We start from the raw sequence: 20439 nt of genomic DNA on the forward strand, positions 1-20439 counted from the left end.
TTACCAGTCATGTCAAGTTCTCATATTCATAGCTTACGTCAAAACCTTAAAAAGGCCGAAAAAGCACTTTTTTTTGAAAAACAGAAGCAAAAAAAAGTAGAGCAAAGGCAGGCTGCCCTGGATCGATATTTTGATCCGAAGAATACCAGACATCAAAAACTGCAAGCAAGTCTCTCCTTACAACAAAAGAAGCTTCAGGATAATGTAAAGGATTTAAAAGATGCTTATGGAAATCGTCTAGGTCTTTATGAGTCAGCATGGGAAGCCCTTTTACCCGATACCGATCCTTCAAGACACTTGAATAAACTCGATGCCCATTTTCCAATTATCATGCTTCCTTTGCGATTGGAGACTCGCTTTAAACGCAGTGCAACTAATACAGTAGATCAGCTTTGGGTTAGGGTATTTCCCGATGATTGTGCTGTAGATAGCTTTGAAGAATCCCTCTCCTTGGCAGAACTTAAGAACGCCCAAAATTTCTGGAGTGAATGGGTGGCAGCCGGAGTGGTTGAAACCAAAATGCGAGGGGCGTGGCGATCCCTTACCGAATCTCATGGGGCAGGGCGAGCTCAATACCTCATTAATCACTATCGCCCGATCAATTTGGAGGATCTCATGCCTGATGCGCAACAAGACTCTGAAGAGGTTATCCTTGCCATTGCCGTGCCTTTTGGAACGATAATAGAAGCGGAAAAACAGCCTATTCGTGATTATTGGTTATCGGCATGGAAATCGAATGGCCAGGTGAATAGTTTAAATCAAGCGCTTCAGGACCTTGTAAATTCCTTAGGCGAAGACCGTACAAAAGCTGTTTTAGAACAGCACGTTCCCATTAATTTTGATGATAATTATTCTCATATCCAGGATCGCAATCAAGCGAGCATTACCTTAAAATTTGTTGAGTTTCCCGATGAAGAATCGCTAGAAGTAGGCTATCAACAGCGCACCTGGTCCCACCCACCTAAAGTAAGGGTTTTCCCTGAGCGTTTCTATCTGGTTGGCTATCGGGCAGGAAAAGTGGTGTTAAAGAAACTGGGGAATGTAATTCCTCTACCCCTTATCTGTGGTCCAGATCCCTTAGAGGAACAACAAGAACTGGTGGATTTATTCGATGGCGACTTAAAGGTCTCACCTGGAATGAAATGGATGGTTGATTTTCAAGAGGCCGTAGGCAAAGGGATGGGGTTTGTCGTGACCAAAAAAGAAGATGCGCAATTAATCTTAGGATACGATAGGCTCATGGTTGTTGGGGTACGCATTACCGCAGAAAAGGAAGAGGGGAAGGCACTAACCGAAGAGCTGTTTACCCATCATTATTATGGGAATTCAGGATTTCGGTTTTTACCTGTAGGCACTCCAACCAATAATATACAAGGAGCCCCCTCGGGATATACGGAGCGTGAAGATGCGGATGATTCATTTGATGCCATTTTTAAGTCTGCCGATGATCCGTTACAAGAGGAACACAAAGACTGGTGGTCGGGTAGTGATAGAGCCTGGTTCAACACCCTTTTAGGACTCTCCAAGGATTTTCTAGCCGACACAGCTCATACCAATGGTTATGATCAACGTCAGGCAAGAGCTATCAATACGGCCCTTTGGCCAGCCACTTTAGGATACTTCTTTGAGAGTATGATGCAACCTATATTTACGGAGAAGGAACAAAAGGACCTCAGACATTTTTTTAACTTTTTTGTCACGGCCAGAGGTACTATTCCTAGCATTCGTATCGATGATCAACCTTATGGAATCTTACCTACCACAGCATTTTCTAAAATTCGTTGGTATAATAATGATATCAATCCTTCGTATCATGTCATTGATGAGCGTCTTAGCTCCACTTTTGGGTTTTACGGTAAGATGCACAGTTTTTTCCTCACCATGCAAGCGCATTGGAAAAATATGGCCAAAGATGTTCCCCATGTGCATATGGCAGGGGATCCCGATCAAATTCTTTTAGATGTTCTTGGTCACCACGGGGGTTCGGTAGAGTATCATAGTCGTATCGGTCAAAGCCTTAATCATTTGTGGAACTTATATCAATTAGCTCAAGAACAATCCAATGGGGTTTCTGCCTATGAGGCTGCCCATAACTATTACGATAAATACTTTGAAACGCTATTGGGAAGACTCCTGCTATACCATGATTTTAACTACAAAGGGCAAACCCCGGAAATTCTCGAAAAGTATTTCAGTGAAACTGCTTTGAAGCTCGATGAACTGATTCATGACCAGCCCCTTTCCGAGCAGTCAGGAATTCGATCCTATACCACCGATGACAGAAACTACATCGAGTGGTTAATCGATGCAGCAAGTACCTCTTTCGATATCTTAAAAAAGGAAAAAGAGGGCTTTATCGATGGAAAAAAACCCAGAGCCCTTCTCTATACTCTCTTACAGCATGCCTTGGAGATGGGATATTTTGAAACGGGGCTAAAACTCTACCAGGAGGCAGAGCTGATTTCTCTTAAGAATGTTCAGAAACTTAAAACGGATCCTGATTTTATAGGGATCCGAGACTTTCATGATCGAAATGATGTGGCCAGTAAAGACCGTATTTCAGTGAAATCCTTAGACGGAATTTCCTTGGCAGAAAAAAAATTCAGTCTATTGGAACAGAACAATGCTACTGTTACCGGAGTACATACGATGAACATAGCCCAATACATCACTTTCAAACTCAAGGAAGTCACTTGGAAAAGCGCTTATGTCAACCAGCAGATCCGAGCTATGGAGCATCTGAAAGATGTATCATCGGCTGCACTAGAGCGATTATTGGCAGAACATCTGGACTGTGCCTCATATCGATTTGATGCCTGGAAATGGGGGTTTATCAATGCTCAGCTACTTGCCACCCGCAAGCAGGAAAGTATACCCTCTTCATCTGGCGGACTCTCCCCTGATGGTCTATATTTAGGGGCTTATGGTTGGCTGGAAGATTTACGTCCCGATACCCGAACTCTGGAAAAGGTCACCTTTAAAGATAACCAGCTTAAAGAAATCTTTGGTGATGCTGATTTGCCACAGCTGATGAAAGATAGCAGTAATTTAGGATACATTCAGGCTCCTTCCTTGAATCATGCTGTGACCGCCTCGATACTAAGAAATGCTTACTTGGCAAGGGCAGATAAAGAAAATCCTGAGCTCTATAATATCAATCTCTCTTCGGAAAGGGTAAGAAAAGCCCTAGCGGTGATTGAAGGCATTCAAAATGGACAAAACTTGGCAGCGGTGCTTGGGTATCAGTTTGAGCGTTTTATCCATGATAGTACCAGCGCAGAAGTAGATTACCTCATCTTCCCACTGCGACGACAGTTTCCGCTGGTAAGTGATCAAATGGCATCAACCCAAACCGGTGATGCAGACTATACCACCGCTCCTATTGAAGCTCTGGAGGCACGTAACGTTATACATGGTTCAAGTCTGATCGATTTTGTCCAACAGCGTCTAGGACCCAGTGGAGAGCCGAACTATTTGGATGACTTTGACCTTCAGGGATTAAATGATGCCGAAAAGGCCATATTAGTAAAGGCCATAGACCATATTCGAGATACCAATGATGCCTTAGCGGATTTGGGATTGGCGGAAAGCATCCATCAAGTAGTACAAGGTAATATCGATCGGGCTGCAGGAACCTTGGATACGTATAGTAAAGGGAATCATCCCCAGGTTCCAGATGTGATCCAAACCCCTCGTAGTGGAGTTAACCTAACTCATCGGGTAGGTATTCAGCTTAACCCCAAAGCGGCGGCTGGAGCAGGAGCCTCACCACGGGCAAAAAGCGAACCGGCTATCAATGAGTATTTGACCACCATCTTGCCAAAACTAAAGAATATAATCTGCAGCATCGATATTTCCAATCAAGACCTAGGGTTAAACGATACCCTTAAAGTAAAAATGGAGTCCTTGGGAATATCACCTATTGATCTGCTTTATATTGTTTCGGATGATTCCGAACAGGCGATGACCCTCTTGGATGATTTATTGGTGATGCACATTCTGGAAAATTATAATTCAGTAGGTAATGTCAAGCTTCGCCCAGATACCAGCATAAAAATAAACTATTATATCCCGGTAAAAGACGCCGATGAGGAAGTTTCCGTCTTTGAACTCATGCCTCTGTTGCGACACCTGCGCGCCCTTTTGCTTGGGTCCCGCCCACTTAGGCCTTCGGATGTGTCGCTGCCTAATGAAACATCAGAAAAAGTGGATAGTTCCCTTTCCTTGGATGTCAATCGCATCACTGGGGCGTACGCTGCTTTGAAAGCTATTCATAATCCTGATAACCCTAATCCAGCGGCAAATCCCCTGCTTAAATTAGAGATGGATCTACGAACGCTACTGGATGCCGATCAATTAAATGCCATTGTCCCTGCAGCAGAGAACCTAGCCCAACAACTCCTGGGCTACTTAAACTTCTTAGCTATGTTTGGCATTCCACATGTCGGCATGGGCTTTATATATGGATGGAAGAAAGAGCAAATCCAGGCGCTACTGGGACTTGCACACCAAGCCAAAGATCGGTTTGCCGAACGAGAAAAGGAGTACAATGTGCTGATAGAACAGATAGTGCCCGGGATGTCTCAGCAAGAGTTAATTCAAATTTTAGTCAAGGCTGAATTAAAGATCTCTACAGTAGCAACGATTAATCCCAATCCTGCCACATTCAAAAATGACGTTACGGTGGTTCAAAAAGGAAAGTTCGATACGGCCAAACAAAAAATCTTAGATTTTATAGCTGGCTATCATCAAACCGTTTTAGAAGCCTTAACGGTATTTAAGAATGATATCATAACCGACTACGATAAATTCGATCGTGAAATTCCAGAAACGGCTGAAGTACAAAAGGCATTTAAAATTCTAACACAGGATCTCTATACACGTGTTAGTCTAATCAGAAAAGAGCTTGATAAACGATATGCACGTTATGATGAGTTACTCATTAGCCATTCCAACCAGACCTCAATGACTGCGCAAGCAGAGTTAGTTCAAGAAATGGGTAAAACCCTCTTTAGTGAAGACTTTAAAATGATTCCTTCTTTTTCCCTGTTAACTCTTCACCAAGAGGAGTGGAGCAAGGCTATGGCACATCAAAATGAGCTGTTGGATTATTTGATCAATGTAGAAGGTAACCCACTGCCTGTGGATGACTGGATGTATGGAGTCTCGAAAGTTCGAGAAAAGATAGGTCATTTGGAGCAGACCATTTCACTGGCGGAAGCTTTTAGTGAAATAAGTATAGAACTAACCCCGGCTCAGTTTCCATATGTTGAGCCATATGGTTGGCTCGCTATGGAATTTGGCCATGCGGATGCAGATAAACACAAGCAGATGCTACAAAATTATAAGGAACATGACCATTTGTTATATACTGCCTGCTATCATACACCTTATAACGCCAATGAAAAGCAATGTGGCATTCTGATCGATGAGTGGACAGAAGTAATTCCAACCGAAGAAGAAACCACGGGTACAGCTTTTCATTACGACAAGCCAAACTCCGAAGCACCACAAAACATTCTATTGGTCTGTTCCCCTCAGGTAGAAATAAATTGGCAATGGAATGATCTTTTGGATGCTTTAAATGAAACTTTGGACGAAGCTAAGCTGCGAGGAGTAGAGCCCGAACAAATAGATAAGACAGGCTATTCCTCTTTTTTGCCTGCCACACTTTCAGCTTTTACTACTATTCCGATCACTGCAATTGCCAATTATGCGACTAGTTCGTATGCGTATATGAACCTTGTAACCCAGCAGAACAATGAGTGACACGAACCAAATAGCACAATTATGGATCCAGCCTTTGGAACTGAGTATTCCCACAATTACTATGTGGAATCGCATCGAAGGACGGCCACGTAAAGATGATTTTGATCGGGCCCTGAAAGCCGAGATCAGGGATCCACTCTGGATGCTCACCAAACAATGGCAAATGGGTGAATTCAAGGGTGATGATGCCGGCTCGCCTATTTTGGCTAAAGTATTGATCGATAAACGTAAACTGGATAAGTATCAATTGGCAGATTTTAAGGCCCAGGCGTATCATAATAACATTCCCCTAGAAGGCCTGGTAGAACAAATGCCTATTCCATTCGAGATGGAAAATAAGATGGTATCCCTGGACTTACGTCTTATGATAGGGCGCCATTGGCTAAAAATGATCAAAGCCGATGCGTTGTTGAGTAAAAAATACATTGCAGAATACCCTATTGTTGCCCCAGGCAATCCAAATGCTGAGGTGGATGATAAGATCCTTTCACATCCTGAGGTGTGGCAAAAGTTTGCAGCGGTAGAAAATCGAAAAATGGATGGATATACGTTTTATCTCTTCTTAAAAAAAGGGGGAACTCAATCGGATGGCTTTGATGACTCTGCGCTGATTGCTTCCCATGGCAAGGTATTTACAGATTGGTTCGATTCGTTTTTTATTCAACCTGAAAAAGGTGAAGAACATGCATATCTACCCTCCCGTTTGGAATACCAATTCAAGGTTTCCACGACCGAGAATGGGAAAGACAAAGTGTATAAAGCCGAGGAGTATTATTCAGGGAAACTCGACTGGTTTAATTTATCGATTGATGAGAAGGACGTTATGGGAAACATCACGGTTCCGCCAAAAATTAAACATCAGATTCCTGAGCGTAATAAAAATGTATTTTCATTTATCCCGGCAAATATTGATTACGAAGGAATGCCTGATACTCGATGGTGGAAATTCGAAGATCGAAATACGTATTTAGGAGATATTAAAACCGATACCACGGACATCTCTAAACTTCTTTTTATGGAGTTTACCTTACTATACGCCAATGACTGGTTTTTACTTCCGCAAGAGGTCACTGCAGGGAATATAATTAATTTAAAAGGACTAGCCGTCACCAACTGTTTTGGGGAACGCACCTGGATTGAACCAACCGGAAAAGGTAAAGATGATGATTGGCATCGCTGGACAATGTTTACCATCGATAAAAAAGGAAAAGACCTAAAAGAGGCTGACTATAGTTTAGTAATGTTGCCTACGGTGGAAAAAATACAGGAGGGTCCGGCTCTGGAGAAAATTGCCATTATTCGTGATGAATTGGCCAATATGGTTTGGGCAATAGAACTTGAAGTGCCTTTGGCCTCAGGTGAATCTAAAAAAGGAACGGAAGCAGCACGTGAACTGGTGAGTTTCTATGAGCGGTTATATAAAAATAAGGTAATCCCTCAAGCCGTAGGCGAAGTTGATGCTCAGATACGTTATGAGGTTATGAACAGTGTCCCTGAGAACTGGATACCTTTTATTCCTGTCAAAGTTGAGGGAAGCAATCGCCAAATTCAGCTGCGTCGTGCTTCGATGCCTAGAATTATTCCAGGAATGGCCCCCACCCCACCTATAAAACCTAGGACTTCATTGCTGCGGTTTGGTTTGGATGGCAACAAAGCAGCGTATTATATCCATGAAGAAGAAGTTCCCAGGGCAGGTATTCATGTGTTCAAAAACTATCAGCGGACCCGTTGGTATGGCGGAAAGGTTTTCAAATGGCTCGGTATTCGAAAAACCGTTGGACGCGGGGAAGGCAGCAGCGGACTGTCCTTTGATCGAATTTTAGCTAAAGAGGCCAAAAAGTAACTATATCCATACCCAGTTATTTGCGTTGCCTGTGGGTTAATTCAAGTATGGAATTTAAGATTTCAGACCTCTTATAAAATACACGATTTCCAATACCATTTGAAGGCAAGACTCCCTTTTTAGACCATTGCCAAAGGGTAGTTAGTGAAATTTTCAGAAACTCTGCGGTTTCTTCCCGAGTTAAAAGTTCTACCGGTTCTTTCGGTTGAAAATGCTCCTTAATTTTCTTAAGCTCTTCCTCTAATGCCGATAGCTTTTTTAGTATAATCTCCGTTGCTCTTGGGAGATCTTCAAATTTTAAATGTCCCATATTGATTCTTTTTCGATTTACATGCTTTTTGAAAGCTCATGTGTCTGATAATTACCAAAAACAACCCTCCCTATGGTGGCGATGGGGGGATGGTCCCCCCGGGTCCTTTAATTTAAAACTTAATCATCATGGTAACCGTAAAAGATTACAAACAAAGAGAATCCAAGGAGGGAAAGGAATTTTATATTTTAGTACTATAGGGCAACGTAGTTCCAGTGAAGAGCAAAGAAACCGGGAGGACTTACTTTACAGCCAAAACCTGTACAGTGAGCACCACCTTTTATGAAGAAACCTGCAAGGAATGAACCCATATGTAAAACTTGTTTTTGTAAGGCAGTGGACAAAAAATGAACCGGAGCCCACCAGGGCTGTGTGGGTTGCTACCTGCCTGCGGCAGTCAGTTTGCAGGAGCGGTTCTTATCTGGTTTGCGCGTTCGTCCTATAGACATAAGTGGCCTTGAGAGACCGTCTACTTTATTCTTAGTTGAAAAGAGTATCTTAGAGAGGATCAAATCAACTACATGACCAAAACCACTAATTCCCGGTCCTGGATAGATATTTTAAGAGAACTTGTCGAACTCTTCTTTAAAAGCAGTCGTCAAACCCAGCGAGGCCGCACCTGGCACCAGCATGTAGTGCCATATGAAGAAGGCTGGGCCGTAAGGCGGGAAGGAAATACACGCATCACCTCCAAACACAGACTTCAGGAGACCGCTATCAGAAAGGCAAAACGGCTGGCCAGAAAACACAAGGCGGATGTGATCATCCACAGACAGGATGGAGGTATTCGAGATCGTATCAATTACGATTAGCAAACACTATGTGAAGAGAGCTAAAATACTTTCGAAATTGATTAACAGGAGGTTACAAGGGATAATTGCTCACAGCTTCACCCTGCTGATCTCCACCCCATCAGGACGTGAGATCCCGGCCTCCCTTTCTGCAGTGATAAAGATCTCCGTTCCTATAAAGGAGGTGACGGTTTCCAATTCGGAGTCTTCCCCATTTTCGTTGTACAAAGCCCCGATATTCTTGATGCCGTTCTCTTCACTGACCAGCCAGACCACATAGGCGGTAGCACCCCTGCTTACCCGGTCAGGGCTCGCAAGGTACTTGGCCTTGACCGTGATCTGGTTGTTGTCGTTGTTGTCCGTTTTTTGTTTTACGGTGATCTCTGCTGCCGGAGCCACCTGAGACACAGGGAAGGTTTTGGTGGTACTGCAGGCAGTGAACAGGAATAAGAGAAAGATCCCCAGGGATTTAATTTTCATGGAAGTGTATTTTGATTTGATGAATATTTTTCCTCCTAGAAAATAGTTATTTTTTCTGAATTATCATTTCCTGACCCCAGTCCAGGGTTGGACAAACTCCCTGCCCGGACAATAGGAAACTCCGTAGAGTTTCCCATCCTTCAGGTAACCGGAATGGTAATAATCAAAAGAACGGTCTTTTGTGCTGAAGGCAAAGTAAAGCTGATCCCAGTTGGGGTTGATCCGGGCTCCTTCCAGCGGACTTCCATAGAAAAAACCTTGAAAGGTATTGCCTGACACTTGTGTGACCTCGAATTCCTGTGTATAGGGCTCGGCGTCCGGAGACGGCCGTAGATCGATCACCCAAACCCCTTCCAGGGTGTTCAATGAGACCGAATCATTTCCTTCCGTAGGTTGGATCGATGAGGTCAGTATCACGAATAGAAGTAACAGAGATAAGGAACGCATGGCGATAGTCATATTCAGTTTTGCGTAAGATAAGAAAGATTACTGCAGCCCGGGATTTGCATCCCCTTTTTTAGGGTTTGAAAGTTAACAGAGAAGCAACTTTTTCCCGTTTTATCATCTTTGTACAAATAGAAGCTATGTCACGACTACTTTTCATTCCAGTATTATTTTTGATTTCCTGCGGCTCTTCCAATGACCCTATGGAGGCAGAAGCCTGGCAATTGTACAGTATCTATAGCTATATGACCCAGACGGAACAGGAGGCTTCAGAGTTGAATTATACAGAGCGGATTGAATTTGATTCGGACGGCCTCTTCCTGAAATCCCAAACCCGGGGTGGGGAGACGACTGTTGTAGAAGGTCGCTGGACGGCGGCCGAACAGGATGGCAGGACGGGTTTCCTGGTCACCTATGACGAAGACAATGCATTTATCCGCAATTGCTTTGCAGAACCGCAGGAATTCTTTTTCCGCGCTCAGGAATTCCTCATCCAAAGTGATTTCATCCCCTGCGACGGACCAGAGTACCGTTATGTACGGGTGAGTGAATAGGCTGAAATACTATTTCAATCTGGGAATTTATCTTAGCTATTTTCAAGCTGAATTATATAATTCTCCCCTCCCGGGAGGGGATTAAGGGGTGGGTCGTACTGTGAGAAAGATTATTCCTTATCATGCTCATCTCATCGCCTTGGCAAAAAACCTGCGTAATAAAATGACCTTTGGGGAAATTGCACTCTGGCGGGAGATCAAGGGTAAAAAGCTCGGAGTGAGGTTTAGCAGACAAATATCAATTGACAGATATATTGTCGATTTCTATTGCAAAGATCTCAGGCTCGCAATCGAGGTGGATGGTTCCGTCCATTTTTGGCCGGAGAAAGAGGTGAGAGACAGAATTCGTCAAAGACGACTTGAAGCTCTTGGTGTACGTATTCTTAGATTCAGTGATACAGACGTTAAAAATAACCTTAGATGGGTTGTTGGTGAGATAGAAAGGGAGATACAAATGACCCACCCCCGGCCCCTCCCAGGAGGGGAGGGGGCACAAGATTAAACCAACTACCTACCCGAATCACCCCGGCCTCTCCCAAGAGGGGATAATCTCGGAATCTGGGCTTTGGCCCCGATAGTTATAGAGATTGGAACTTGCCTGCCGACAGGCAGGTTTACTGCTTAGCAGTTGAACCCACCCCCGGCCCCTCCCAGGAGGGGAGGGGGCACAAGATTAAACCAACTACCTACCCGAATCACCCCGGCCTCTCCCAAGAGGGGATAATCTCGGAATCTGGGCTTTGGCCCCGATAGTTATAGAGATTGGAACTTGCCTGCCGACAGGCAGGTTTACTGCGTAGCAGTTGAACCCACCCCCGGCTCCTCCCGGGAGGGGAGAAAGTGCGTGATTAGACTAACTGCTTGTCTGGCCCAAATGGGCTCTTTCTGGAGGAATGGAACTAAAAAAGCCCCCACACAGATGCAGGGGCCTTTTGCTATGATGAAAATTTTCATTTTATCCAAACAGGCTATAGAGGCCGATCAGAAAACCCAGGGCAATCAATAAAAGGATCACTTCCAGGCTGAAATTAAGAGCGGTTAAAATCCGATTCAGGATAGGGTGTTTTTCAGTCTTTGTTTCCATAGCGGTGGGGTTTTAGAGTTCATATTCTCTCTTTAAGATAGGTCATCCTGTGGTGAAAGAGGTTAAAATTGTTGTGAAAGCCCGATAAATTGTGGTGAAACTGTAAACGGCAGGTCGTTCACCGATGATCTTCCAAAGTGAGAACTCAAATCGGGCACCCTCCACCTTATGACAGGGCGTATTTCCGTGTTAAATTTTGGGAATTCTCAATCGGGTGGAAGTCTCTTTTAAGGAAATATCATAGTTTTAATCCGTTCAACCAAAACCCGATATCCATGCTCAAGAAAATTGGCATACTCCTGCTCATAGCCCTTGTGGTCATTCAGTTTTTCCGCCCCGAAAAGAATGAAAGCAACGACCTGACCTATGATATCAGCACAAAATACGAAGTACCCGAGGAGGTGGATAAGATCCTCAGGGTGAGCTGTAACGACTGCCACTCCAATAAGACAGAATACCCCTGGTATGCCGAGATACAGCCTGTAGGGTGGTGGTTGAATGATCATGTGGAAGACGGAAAAAGACATTTGAACTTCTCTGAACTTACCAAAAGACCTATCGCCATACAGAACCATAAATTTGAGGAGACGGTGGAAATGGTAGAGGAAAAGGAAATGCCTCTGGAGAGTTATACCTATCTGGGTTTACACCCTGAGGCAAATCTTACGGATGCCCAGAGAGTGGTACTGATCCGCTGGGCAAAAGATCAAATGGCCTTCCTGGCAGAAAATTATCCTGTAGACAGCCTGGTCATGCCCAGGAGGAGATAGTTATTTCTGCATTTTAAGGTAGTAATCCAGGGAATGTTTCCCGGAACCGTAGACCATAAAGAAGATACAGATCAGGAATACGATCAGGGCCTGTATCAAGTTGCTTACAATCATCACCCCAAGGAAATTGGTGAGGATGGCGCCGACCATAATGGGCAGTTGAAGTGCCACACTCCAGCGCGTCAGTAATCCGATGATGATAAAGAAACCTCCCACAAAATGCGCTGCAGCCACGTAGTGTATGATCATCATGCTGCCAGGCAGATTGCGAAAAGGTTCCATCACCAGGGCCATGGCTTCGGAATCAGACATAAAATCCACCCCCTTTAAGATCAGAAAAACCCCGAGTGCCACCCGTAGCATGTCTAAGCCGTAGTACGTATGGGCATTGGCCCATTTGTTCAGTGTTTTGATTGTTCCCATTTGGCCGATGTTTAGGATTACCTAGTATAAGGTACTGATTATTAGGGAGATCACAAAACAAATTCTGCTACTCTTTCCCGGATTCCGGGAGGGACAGCTTTTCCGTATCCACCCATTTTCCGTGATCCCTCAAAAGGCTCCTGAGCTTAGGTGTGATCACATTTTGGCAAAAGGGTTTGGCGGGGTCCTTGCGGTAGTAATCCAGGTAATTCTCGGTATTCCCTTTAAATTCCCGGAATAGTAAGACACGGGTAAGGATCTTTTCCCGGTAGCCCTCTTGCAGGGCCTGTATGACCTTTTCGGCTTCTGCCTTTTGTTCTGCTGAAAAAACATAGACTGCAGACCGGTATTTATATCTCAGGCCGTGGGAAGAGGTGCAACTGTGAGTAGAGAGGTGTATCTGAAGCAAGGCATTTACAGGCAGTTGTTCCGGATTAAAATCGAGCAAAATCGCCTCTGAGAACGTCGGTGCCTCCAAGGCTGCGATCCATCCCTGCTGCACGTTGGAAACACCGCGCAAAGACTGGAAGATCGCTTCGGTACACCAGTGGCATCCTCCACCCAGCCCTATCTTTTGAACCATGGTCTTCATCCGTTTTCAAAGAACAAAGGTAGTAAGCCCTGTAGAAATGTTCTTTTCATTCCTTCCTGATTCGGATAAATTAAAAACCCCCGTGAAAAACATTCCACAGGGGTTTTGTCTAGTATGGTATGAATCCTAAAGCTTATTTCTTTTTAAGCAGGTCGCGGATCTCAGCCAAAAGGTCTTCCTGACTCGGGCCTTTAGGAGCAGGAGGAGGGGGAGGCGTTTTGGTCTTGTTATACGCTTTGATGATGACAAACATCACCAATCCCACGATCACAAGGTTTACGAGGGTGTTGATCCATGCACCATAGCGAATGGCATTCTCGGCGATGGCACCGGCTTCACCCGCTACGCCTGAGGCTTCGGTAAGGACGAACTTCAGGTTGGCAAAATCCACCCCTCCGGTAAATTCCCCGACGACAGGCATGACGATGTCGTTCACAAATCCATTGACCACCTGGCCAACAGCCCCGGCCATGATCACGGCTACGGCAAATTCAATGACATTGCCGGTCATAATGAAATTCTTGAATTCTTTTAGCATAGTGTTGAAATTAAATGATTAGTGTTAACAATAAAAACTCGTATGTACTTTAAAACATATAGCTCAGACCCAGTGTCCAATAGGTTTGCAATTCGTTATCCACCGTGTCGAATGTTTCGGTCGTATTCCCAAGAGTATTGACGGAGTAGTTGAGGGCTTCCTGCTTGTTGTTCCTCAAGCCGAATTCGAATCCTACTCCTATCATTTTCCACAGGGTGTAGGAAAAGGAATTGATCCAGGTCCAGTTGCTGAGGTCTCCGCTTTCGTAGCTCTGGAAGAGAGAGAGGTTACTCTTGTAATTGATAGCGCCTACCTGCCGGGTGTAATCCGCAACGATCTTGGCTCCAAGGGAAGAGTTGAAGATCGTGTCCTCACTGCTGAATACAAAGTTGTAGTTAAGAGGGTGGATCACAACCACCAGGTTATCTGTGGGGGTCCAGGTACCTCCCACCCCTATGTCGAGGTATCCGGGATCGTTAAAATTGTTCAGGATGGTGGTTCGGTATTCCCCCAGGGTGGAAACCGCAAAACTCTTGCTGAGCCTCCAGCCATAGAGGGAGGTGATGTTGAAGACATCGGTGGCTTCCCTGAAACTGTCGGAGTCTGCGGGGTCGTCCTTGTCATCCAGTTTTACCCACTGCAGGTTTACATTGGCGGAGTTTCTCCAAAAGAACTTCTCTTCCTTTAAGTTGGCAAAGGCGTTGACGGTAAAGCCAATATTTCCGGCAGAGTTATTAGGGAATCCCTGCGCATACCAGTTGCTGAAACTCGAAAGATTTACCCCTATGGTACCAAAGGCCCCGGTCTTCCACCCGGGCAGGGCATCGATCTGTGCCTGTATGGCATTGGCCCGGCCCTGAATGGCCCCTATGGAATCCTTTTTGGTCTTCAGCTCTGCCTTGAGCTCTGCCTCACTCTGGGAAAAAGCAAAAAACCCTGTGAGCAAGAGCAGTGCGAGTAATCCTGTTTTTTTCATAGTTCAATAGATTTTATTCAGGGCAATAATAATTAAAATTCCTATATATCTGAGCCATAAGGAAATAAACAGACCGGGCTTTTACCCCTTTGCGATAGAAGGAGGAAATTAGCCTACAGGGGTGATGAGGCAGTGATATCAAAGTACATTCCCGGTTTTGGAATGGTTTACTTGACCTTTTAATAATGGGATGAAGACTTTTTCTAACAAACGGATTCCATGGCCCTGGATGTAAAAAATCCGGCTGTAAATAAGCCGGATTTTCCAGTGCTAATTGATAGAATTGTACAGATCTATAATGCCGTTCAGCCATTACCAACAGGGCAGTCCTTACCTGACAGCCAGGGAGGTGTCAAATTGATGTAAGGAGGAAGCAACATAGAGTTCGGCTTCTTTGGCTAATTCAGCAGAATACTCCTGGTAGGCTAAAATAACGAGGGTGATCATCGCGATCAAAAACAACCCCGTTAACATCCTGGCACCAAACAGTCTTACAGTGTTATCCATCAGTTCACTTAATTGGTATACTATAAAGTTAAACAAAAGTTAATAAATTAACAAAGTCTTAACAAGATAAACTTTTTAACAATCCTTTTCCGTCCTCTTTAGGGACTCTTGAATTTATCCGTATCTTGATGGTTTGGGATTCCTCTATGAAAGCGTTCCGGGCGAAAATATTGATCTTACTTTTTTTGTTGATACCTACTTTGTATCAACATGCTCAGGAGGATTCGTCCAATAGCTCGGCAGAGGCACTACCGGAACTTTTCCGAAAGGATGCCCCCCTGAAGGTCCGACTCCAATATTCCAACAAATCACTGAAACGGGACACCAATGACAGCACCTATCTGCAGTCCATGATCTGGTTCTCGGATGGTGAGCTTTGGGATTCCCTGCCGGCCGACCTGAGGGCCAGGGGGAATTTTCGGCGTAAGACCTGTTATTTCGCCCCTTTGAAGATCAGGATCAAAAGGTCGAAAAGCTCTTCTACCCCATTCCAGGGTAGTGAGAAACTGAAAATGGTACTCCCGTGCCAGCTCGATCGGAACACAGGGGATTACGTCCTCAGAGAATACCTGGCGTACAAGATATTTGAACGACTTGCCCCTTTCCATTTCAAGACCCGGCTGGCCGAGGTTACTCTAATAGAGGATAAGGGGAGACGAGAGGTTACTCATGAGTTTTATGGGTTTCTTATTGAGGATATGGACCACCTCTGTAAACGGTATGAGGGGCAGGAAGTCAAAAGGCTGATCCACCCTTTGCAACAGGACGACCTGGCCTCCGCTCAGAACGACCTTTTTGAATTCATGATCGCCAATACGGATTTTTCAACTACTCAACAACACAATCAGAAACTCCTGTTCGTCAAAAAGAGGATCATCCCGTTGCCATACGATTTTGACATGTCAGGCCTGGTGAATGCCCCTTATGCCGCTGTCACCAATATTCAAAATCTCGAAGGTTCCATCACCCAGGTCACAGACAGGATCTACAAAGGATATGAACGGGACACGGCCTTGCTGCAAAACGTTCGCCGCGACTTCCTGCAGAAACGTCCCGAAATACTGTCGGAATTGGAAGCACTTGAAACGTACTTTCAGGATCCACTGCAATACAGGGAGGCCTATGAGTTCCTGGAATCATTTTTTAGCATCCTGGAAGATGAAAAAAAGTTCGAAAGGCAGGTCCTGAACCGTTTAAGATCCCGCTAAGCTGAGATTTTCCGGTTCTTCCCTGTCGATGAATTTCCGATAGTGATCGTACCGCTGGAAGATCTGTTCCACGTACTGAAAGGGTTCCAGGCCTCGTACATAGCCAAATTTTACAACTTCGTGGTTGTAGTTCTGTGGGAAACTCAAAGCCAGGATCATCTCAGCGACGTTTCCATCCCATACCGTATCCTTAAGCCCTTTTACCTGAGCCAGGTTCTGAGCATCGAGCACATGGCTGTAACCGCAATTGTAAGAGGCCAGGGTAAATTTGATCCGCTGTACGGAATCCGCGATATGGGAGAAGTTCTCATACAGCTGCCCCAGGTAATGTGTTCCGGCACGGATCACTTCCCCTGCATCCGCCGTGGCGGTAACACCCAGTTCCTCTGCGGTATCGGGCATGAGCTGCATCAGGCCTTTTGCGCCTGACCAGGACTGGGCTTCGGGATCGAAACGGGATTCCTGGTAAATGAGGGAAGCCAGGAGCCTCCAATCCCACCCTAGTTTGCGGGAATTCTCCTTGATAATCGGGTCGAACCTGCTGATCTGTTTCTGGTTCAGGCTGTAAAAAGGACTGTTCACACGCCTCCTGAAATTCCTTTTGTTCTTGAAATATTTGTTGTAGATCACGTAGTAGTCGTCCTGTTTTTTTTCCTTCTGGATCCAAAGGTTGGTGGCTTTCAACAGGTCCTTGGACCCCGGTCTCAGCGCCCAGGCGATGCGTTGGGAGAAACTCAGAGGCACTTCCACATCCAGGTCCGGATAATAGGATGCGTTGATACTCGCCAGGTTTTTGTCTGCAAGGGTGTATTTGATCTCCCCGTCAGCTACCATTTTGATGATCTCATCCGTGGTGATATTCCCCCTCAGGGTATCAATAACGATTTCTCCCCCTATCTCCCTGGAAAGGTTTCGAATCCTTTTGAAGTATGAGGAGTTCTTGCGGACGGAAACGGTATCTCCAATAAGTTCTATGGGGTCACTGATCATAGCCTCTTTGATCTGATCCCTCGTCATCTGCCTCCACCCTTCGGGTTTGCGCTGTACCAGAACCTGTTCTGTGATATAGAGGAATTCAGAAAAGGCCACTTCCTGTTTTCGTTCAGCAGTGATTGCCAGGCCATGGGCTACGATATCCACCGTTCCCTTCTTGAGCTCATTGAGCATCTCATCCAGATCTCGGGAAACGTGTAACTCGAGTTCCACACCCAGGTCGTCCGCCAGGCGCTTGAGCAGTTCATATTCGTATCCCATTGGCTGGCCTCTGTACAGGAAGTAACTGGTGGCGCTATACGCGATCAGGGCCCTTAATTTGCCATCGGCCTGGATCTCAGTGAGGTCCCTGCCGGCTGCCAGTTCAGCCATTCTCTTTTCCCTGTTCTGCCTGAATCCCTCACAGGAGATCAGCAACAGACAAAAGAGCAAAAGGTATTTTTTAAAATTGCTCATGACCTCAGTTCGCTTATCCGGTTAAGCCGGCAAAGCAGATGTAAAATACTAATTTTTGTGAAATAACTACCTGAGCAAGAGTATCAGAGCGCCTAAAGCGGTCAAGATCAGGATCATCTTGCGATAGAATCCTTCCCGTATCACCTTGACAAGCCTGACGCCGAGAAATAATCCCAGCCCAACACCGGGCAGGAGCATGGCATTGATCAGGAGGGTTTCAGGAGTTATGGTTTTCCAGACCAGAATATGGAAGGGGAGTTTAAACAGATTGATGAAAAAGAAAACCCAGGCTGCCGTACCTATGAATTCGTTCTTTGGAAGCCTCATGGCCAGGAAAAAAATGTTGGAGAATGCCCCTGCAAGGTTCCCTATCATCGTTGTAATACCTGCAAGGATTCCCATAAACCCTCCAAAGCTCCAGTGCGAAGGGACTACCTTCGATTTGCGAAGATCCCACCAGGTCATCATAGCCACACTTGCCAGGATCACGATGACCATCCATACCTTAAACCTATCCTCCGGGAGGTCGTTGCCCAGAAACACCCCTATGACAACTCCGCACATCATCCAGGGCAGGAACCGCCTGATGTAATTCCAGCGTGCGTGCTTGTTGTAATAGACCACCGCAAAAATATCGCCCACGACGAAGAGAGGAACCAGAAGACCGGTTGAGGCACGAGCCCCGAATCCAAGGGCCATCAGCGTGATAATGATCACGGCGATCCCTTTGATGCCCGACTTTGAGATGCCCAGCACCACGGAAGCCACATAGGCGAGTATCCAGGATGTAAGGCTGATTTCCAAGGCGACGGGTATAATTCCCATTAGCGGGTCGGATAAAGGTATCCCAAAAAATAATATCTTTAGCCACTGACCAACGTATGACCTTATGGAACTAAGCACGCTCGACTATGGCTTTATCATCGTTTTCTTTTCCACGGTACTGGCCATAGGGGTCATCGTTTCCAAAAAATCAGGTAAGAACACTTCCGAATTCTTTCTCAGCGGGCGTACCATGCCCTGGTGGCTTCTGGGGCTTTCCATGGTGGCAACCACCTTTTCTACGGACACTCCTAACCTGGTGACGGACATCGTCAGGACCAACGGGGTCTCTGGTAACTGGGTCTGGTGGGCCTTTCTGATTACCGGCCTCCTCACGGTCTTTGTCTACGCAAAGCTCTGGCGCAAATCGAACGTCAACACCGACCTGGAATTCTACGAACTGCGCTATGGGGGTGCACCGGCCAGATTCCTCAGGAAATTCAGGGCGATCTACCTCGGGGTCATCTTCAATGTGATAACGATGTCTGCCGTTACCCTGGCGGCTATCAAGATAGGGGGGATCATGCTGGGGCTCGAACCCTGGCAGACGGTGGTCAGTGCCGGACTCATCACCGTTACCTTCAGTGCACTTGGAGGGTTCAAAGGGGTTGTATATACAGACTTCCTGCTGTTCTTCGTGGCCATGGCCGGGGCGATAGGGGCGGCTTTCTACCTCGTGAATCTTCCTGAGGTGGGCGGGATCGAAGCCCTTATGGCCAATGAGCACGTCACCGACAAACTCTCCATCCTTCCCGATTTTAGCAATACCCAGGTCCTGATCACCCTCTTCGTGATCCCCCTGGCGGTACAGTGGTGGAGTTCCTGGTATCCCGGAGCAGAACCCGGCGGGGGTGGATATATCGCCCAGCGTATGCTGGCGGCGAAAAACGAGAACCACGCCATTGGGGCTACCTTTTTCTTTAACATCATGCATTACGCCCTTCGACCCTGGCCCTGGATCCTGGTGGCCCTGGCCTCTCTGGTGGTCTATCCCGACGTGGCGAGCATACATGAGGCCTTCCCTTTCATTGCCGATGATAAACTGGGCCATGACCTGGCCTATTCGGCCATGCTGACCAAACTACCCAGCGGGTTACTCGGACTGGTTCTGGCCTCTCTTATCGCCGCTTACATGTCTACCATTTCCACCCAGCTCAACTGGGGCTCTTCTTATATCGTATACGATTTTTACAAACAGCAGGTCAATCCGGATGCTTCGGAAAAGAGGCTTGTAGCCGTGGGAAGGATCTCCACAGTGGTCCTGATGGTCTTCAGCGCTGCCCTGGCTCTGTTGCTACAAAACGCGCTTCAGCTCTTTGAGGTGTTGCTGGTCTTCGGAGCCGGCACGGGTCTCATCTTTATCCTTCGCTGGTTCTGGTGGAGGATCAATGCTTGGAGTGAGATCACTGCCATGTTCGCTTCCGGGATTATTTCACTCCTGTTAAAGCTTACCCCTGTAGGAGCCTTCTTTTTTGCCCCTGAAACAGGTGTGTTTCCGGATTGGTCTGAATACATCTTTGTAGTTGTACTCACCACTGCGATCTGGATGGCAGCCACGTTCCTCACACAGCCGGAATCCAAGGAGGTGCTGAGGTCTTTCTATATGAAGATCCAACCCGGCGGTCCGGGCTGGGCAAGGGTGATCAGGGAAGCCGAAAAGGATCAGCAGAGGATCGTGAATACGAATGAAAAATGGAGTGTGCCAGCAGGAATTACCGCTATGTTGCTGGGCTGTGTCCTGATCTATACCATTATGTTCGCAACGGGTTATTGGATTTACGGGAAACACCTTCCGGCATCCATCCTGACCGCCATTGCCGTGATCTCAGGATTTCTCCTGACCAGGGTTTGGAACAGAATGAAGGGAAGTATATTGTAA

At 46.0% G+C, this 20439-nt stretch carries 19 protein-coding genes; 8 read left to right on the top strand and 11 right to left on the bottom strand.

From position 1 onward, the window contains the following. Positions 1-9 precede the first annotated feature (9 nt). Both GWK09_RS05940 and GWK09_RS05945 read left to right on the top strand, forming a co-directional pair. A complete protein-coding gene (locus tag GWK09_RS05940; RefSeq protein ID WP_163692070.1) occupies positions 10-5769 on the top strand; it encodes a hypothetical protein in 5760 nt (1919 codons plus the stop codon). Next, the gene (locus GWK09_RS05945; protein ID WP_163692071.1) at positions 5762-7612 is read left to right on the top strand and encodes a hypothetical protein; all 1851 of its coding nucleotides are present in this window, start codon (positions 5762-5764) and stop codon (positions 7610-7612) included. The genes GWK09_RS05940 and GWK09_RS05945 overlap by 8 nt, the downstream gene beginning before the upstream one ends. Before the next feature lie 16 nt (positions 7613-7628). Here the strand turns inward: GWK09_RS05945 and GWK09_RS05950 are convergent, their stop codons facing one another. Continuing rightward, positions 7629-7922 carry a helix-turn-helix domain-containing protein gene (locus tag GWK09_RS05950; protein WP_163692072.1) on the bottom strand — a complete coding sequence of 98 codons (294 nt, stop codon included), beginning with the start codon at positions 7920-7922 and terminating at the stop codon, positions 7629-7631. Positions 7923-8443: 521 nt separating this feature from the next. Here GWK09_RS05950 and GWK09_RS05955 point away from each other — a divergent pair. Beyond that, positions 8444-8734: a DUF2188 domain-containing protein gene (locus tag GWK09_RS05955; protein ID WP_163692073.1), complete on the top strand. Its 291-nt coding sequence runs from the start codon at positions 8444-8446 to the stop codon at positions 8732-8734. A 69-nt stretch (positions 8735-8803) separates the two neighbouring features. On the opposite strand, the gene GWK09_RS05960 is transcribed toward GWK09_RS05955, so the two are convergent. After that, positions 8804-9193 carry a hypothetical protein gene (locus tag GWK09_RS05960; protein ID WP_163692074.1) on the bottom strand — a complete coding sequence of 130 codons (390 nt, stop codon included), beginning with the start codon at positions 9191-9193 and terminating at the stop codon, positions 8804-8806. Positions 9194-9256: 63 nt separating this feature from the next. Further along, positions 9257-9652: a hypothetical protein gene (locus GWK09_RS05965; protein WP_163692075.1), complete on the bottom strand. Its 396-nt coding sequence runs from the start codon at positions 9650-9652 to the stop codon at positions 9257-9259. A 125-nt stretch (positions 9653-9777) separates the two neighbouring features. Here GWK09_RS05965 and GWK09_RS05970 point away from each other — a divergent pair, with 125 nt between their 5' ends. Beyond that, positions 9778-10191: a hypothetical protein gene (locus tag GWK09_RS05970; protein WP_163692076.1), complete on the top strand. Its 414-nt coding sequence runs from the start codon at positions 9778-9780 to the stop codon at positions 10189-10191. 100 nt (positions 10192-10291) lie between these two features. Then, on the top strand, positions 10292-10693 hold the full coding sequence (locus tag GWK09_RS05975) for an endonuclease domain-containing protein (RefSeq protein ID WP_163692077.1): 402 nt from the start codon (positions 10292-10294) through the stop codon (positions 10691-10693). Positions 10694-11146: 453 nt separating this feature from the next. Here GWK09_RS05975 and GWK09_RS15080 read toward each other — a convergent pair whose 3' ends face one another. After that, on the bottom strand, positions 11147-11275 hold the full coding sequence (locus tag GWK09_RS15080) for a hypothetical protein (RefSeq protein ID WP_262886019.1): 129 nt from the start codon (positions 11273-11275) through the stop codon (positions 11147-11149). Positions 11276-11550: 275 nt separating this feature from the next. Here GWK09_RS15080 and GWK09_RS05980 point away from each other — a divergent pair, with 275 nt between their 5' ends. Further along, on the top strand, positions 11551-12045 hold the full coding sequence (locus tag GWK09_RS05980) for a heme-binding domain-containing protein (protein ID WP_163692078.1): 495 nt from the start codon (positions 11551-11553) through the stop codon (positions 12043-12045). Here the strand turns inward: GWK09_RS05980 and GWK09_RS05985 are convergent, their stop codons facing one another. The 5 genes from GWK09_RS05985 to GWK09_RS06005 form a co-directional block, all read right to left on the bottom strand. Beyond that, the gene (locus GWK09_RS05985) at positions 12046-12468 is read right to left on the bottom strand and encodes a DoxX family protein (RefSeq protein WP_163692079.1); all 423 of its coding nucleotides are present in this window, start codon (positions 12466-12468) and stop codon (positions 12046-12048) included. Between the two features lie 67 nt (positions 12469-12535). Next, complete coding sequence (locus GWK09_RS05990) at positions 12536-13060, bottom strand: peptide-methionine (S)-S-oxide reductase (protein ID WP_163692080.1); 525 nt, start codon at positions 13058-13060, stop codon at positions 12536-12538. 133 nt (positions 13061-13193) lie between these two features. After that, positions 13194-13598 (bottom strand): large conductance mechanosensitive channel protein MscL, encoded by a 405-nt coding sequence (gene mscL / locus GWK09_RS05995; RefSeq protein WP_163692081.1) that lies wholly within the window; start codon positions 13596-13598, stop codon positions 13194-13196. 49 nt (positions 13599-13647) lie between these two features. Next, positions 13648-14574, bottom strand: coding sequence for a DUF3078 domain-containing protein (locus GWK09_RS06000; RefSeq protein ID WP_163692082.1), 927 nt, complete (start codon positions 14572-14574; stop codon positions 13648-13650). 330 nt (positions 14575-14904) lie between these two features. Next, positions 14905-15081, bottom strand: a complete 177-nt coding sequence (locus GWK09_RS06005) for a hypothetical protein (RefSeq protein WP_163692083.1) — start codon at positions 15079-15081, stop codon at positions 14905-14907. Between the two features lie 185 nt (positions 15082-15266). Here GWK09_RS06005 and GWK09_RS06010 point away from each other — a divergent pair, with 185 nt between their 5' ends. Then, positions 15267-16289: a CotH family protein gene (locus GWK09_RS06010; RefSeq protein WP_163692084.1), complete on the top strand. Its 1023-nt coding sequence runs from the start codon at positions 15267-15269 to the stop codon at positions 16287-16289. On the opposite strand, the gene GWK09_RS06015 is transcribed toward GWK09_RS06010, so the two are convergent. Continuing rightward, complete coding sequence (locus GWK09_RS06015; protein WP_163692085.1) at positions 16275-17738, bottom strand: MltF family protein; 1464 nt, start codon at positions 17736-17738, stop codon at positions 16275-16277. The two genes, GWK09_RS06010 and GWK09_RS06015, sit on opposite strands and share 15 nt — an antisense overlap. 66 nt (positions 17739-17804) lie before the next feature. Further along, on the bottom strand, positions 17805-18563 hold the full coding sequence (locus tag GWK09_RS06020; protein ID WP_163692086.1) for a sulfite exporter TauE/SafE family protein: 759 nt from the start codon (positions 18561-18563) through the stop codon (positions 17805-17807). A 64-nt stretch (positions 18564-18627) separates the two neighbouring features. Here GWK09_RS06020 and GWK09_RS06025 point away from each other — a divergent pair, with 64 nt between their 5' ends. Further along, entirely contained in the window at positions 18628-20439 is a 1812-nt protein-coding gene (locus GWK09_RS06025) for a sodium:solute symporter family protein (protein ID WP_163692087.1), read from the top strand.

It is taken from the genome of Muriicola jejuensis (assembly GCF_010671595.1).
Lineage (GTDB): Bacteria > Bacteroidota > Bacteroidia > Flavobacteriales > Flavobacteriaceae > Muriicola > Muriicola jejuensis.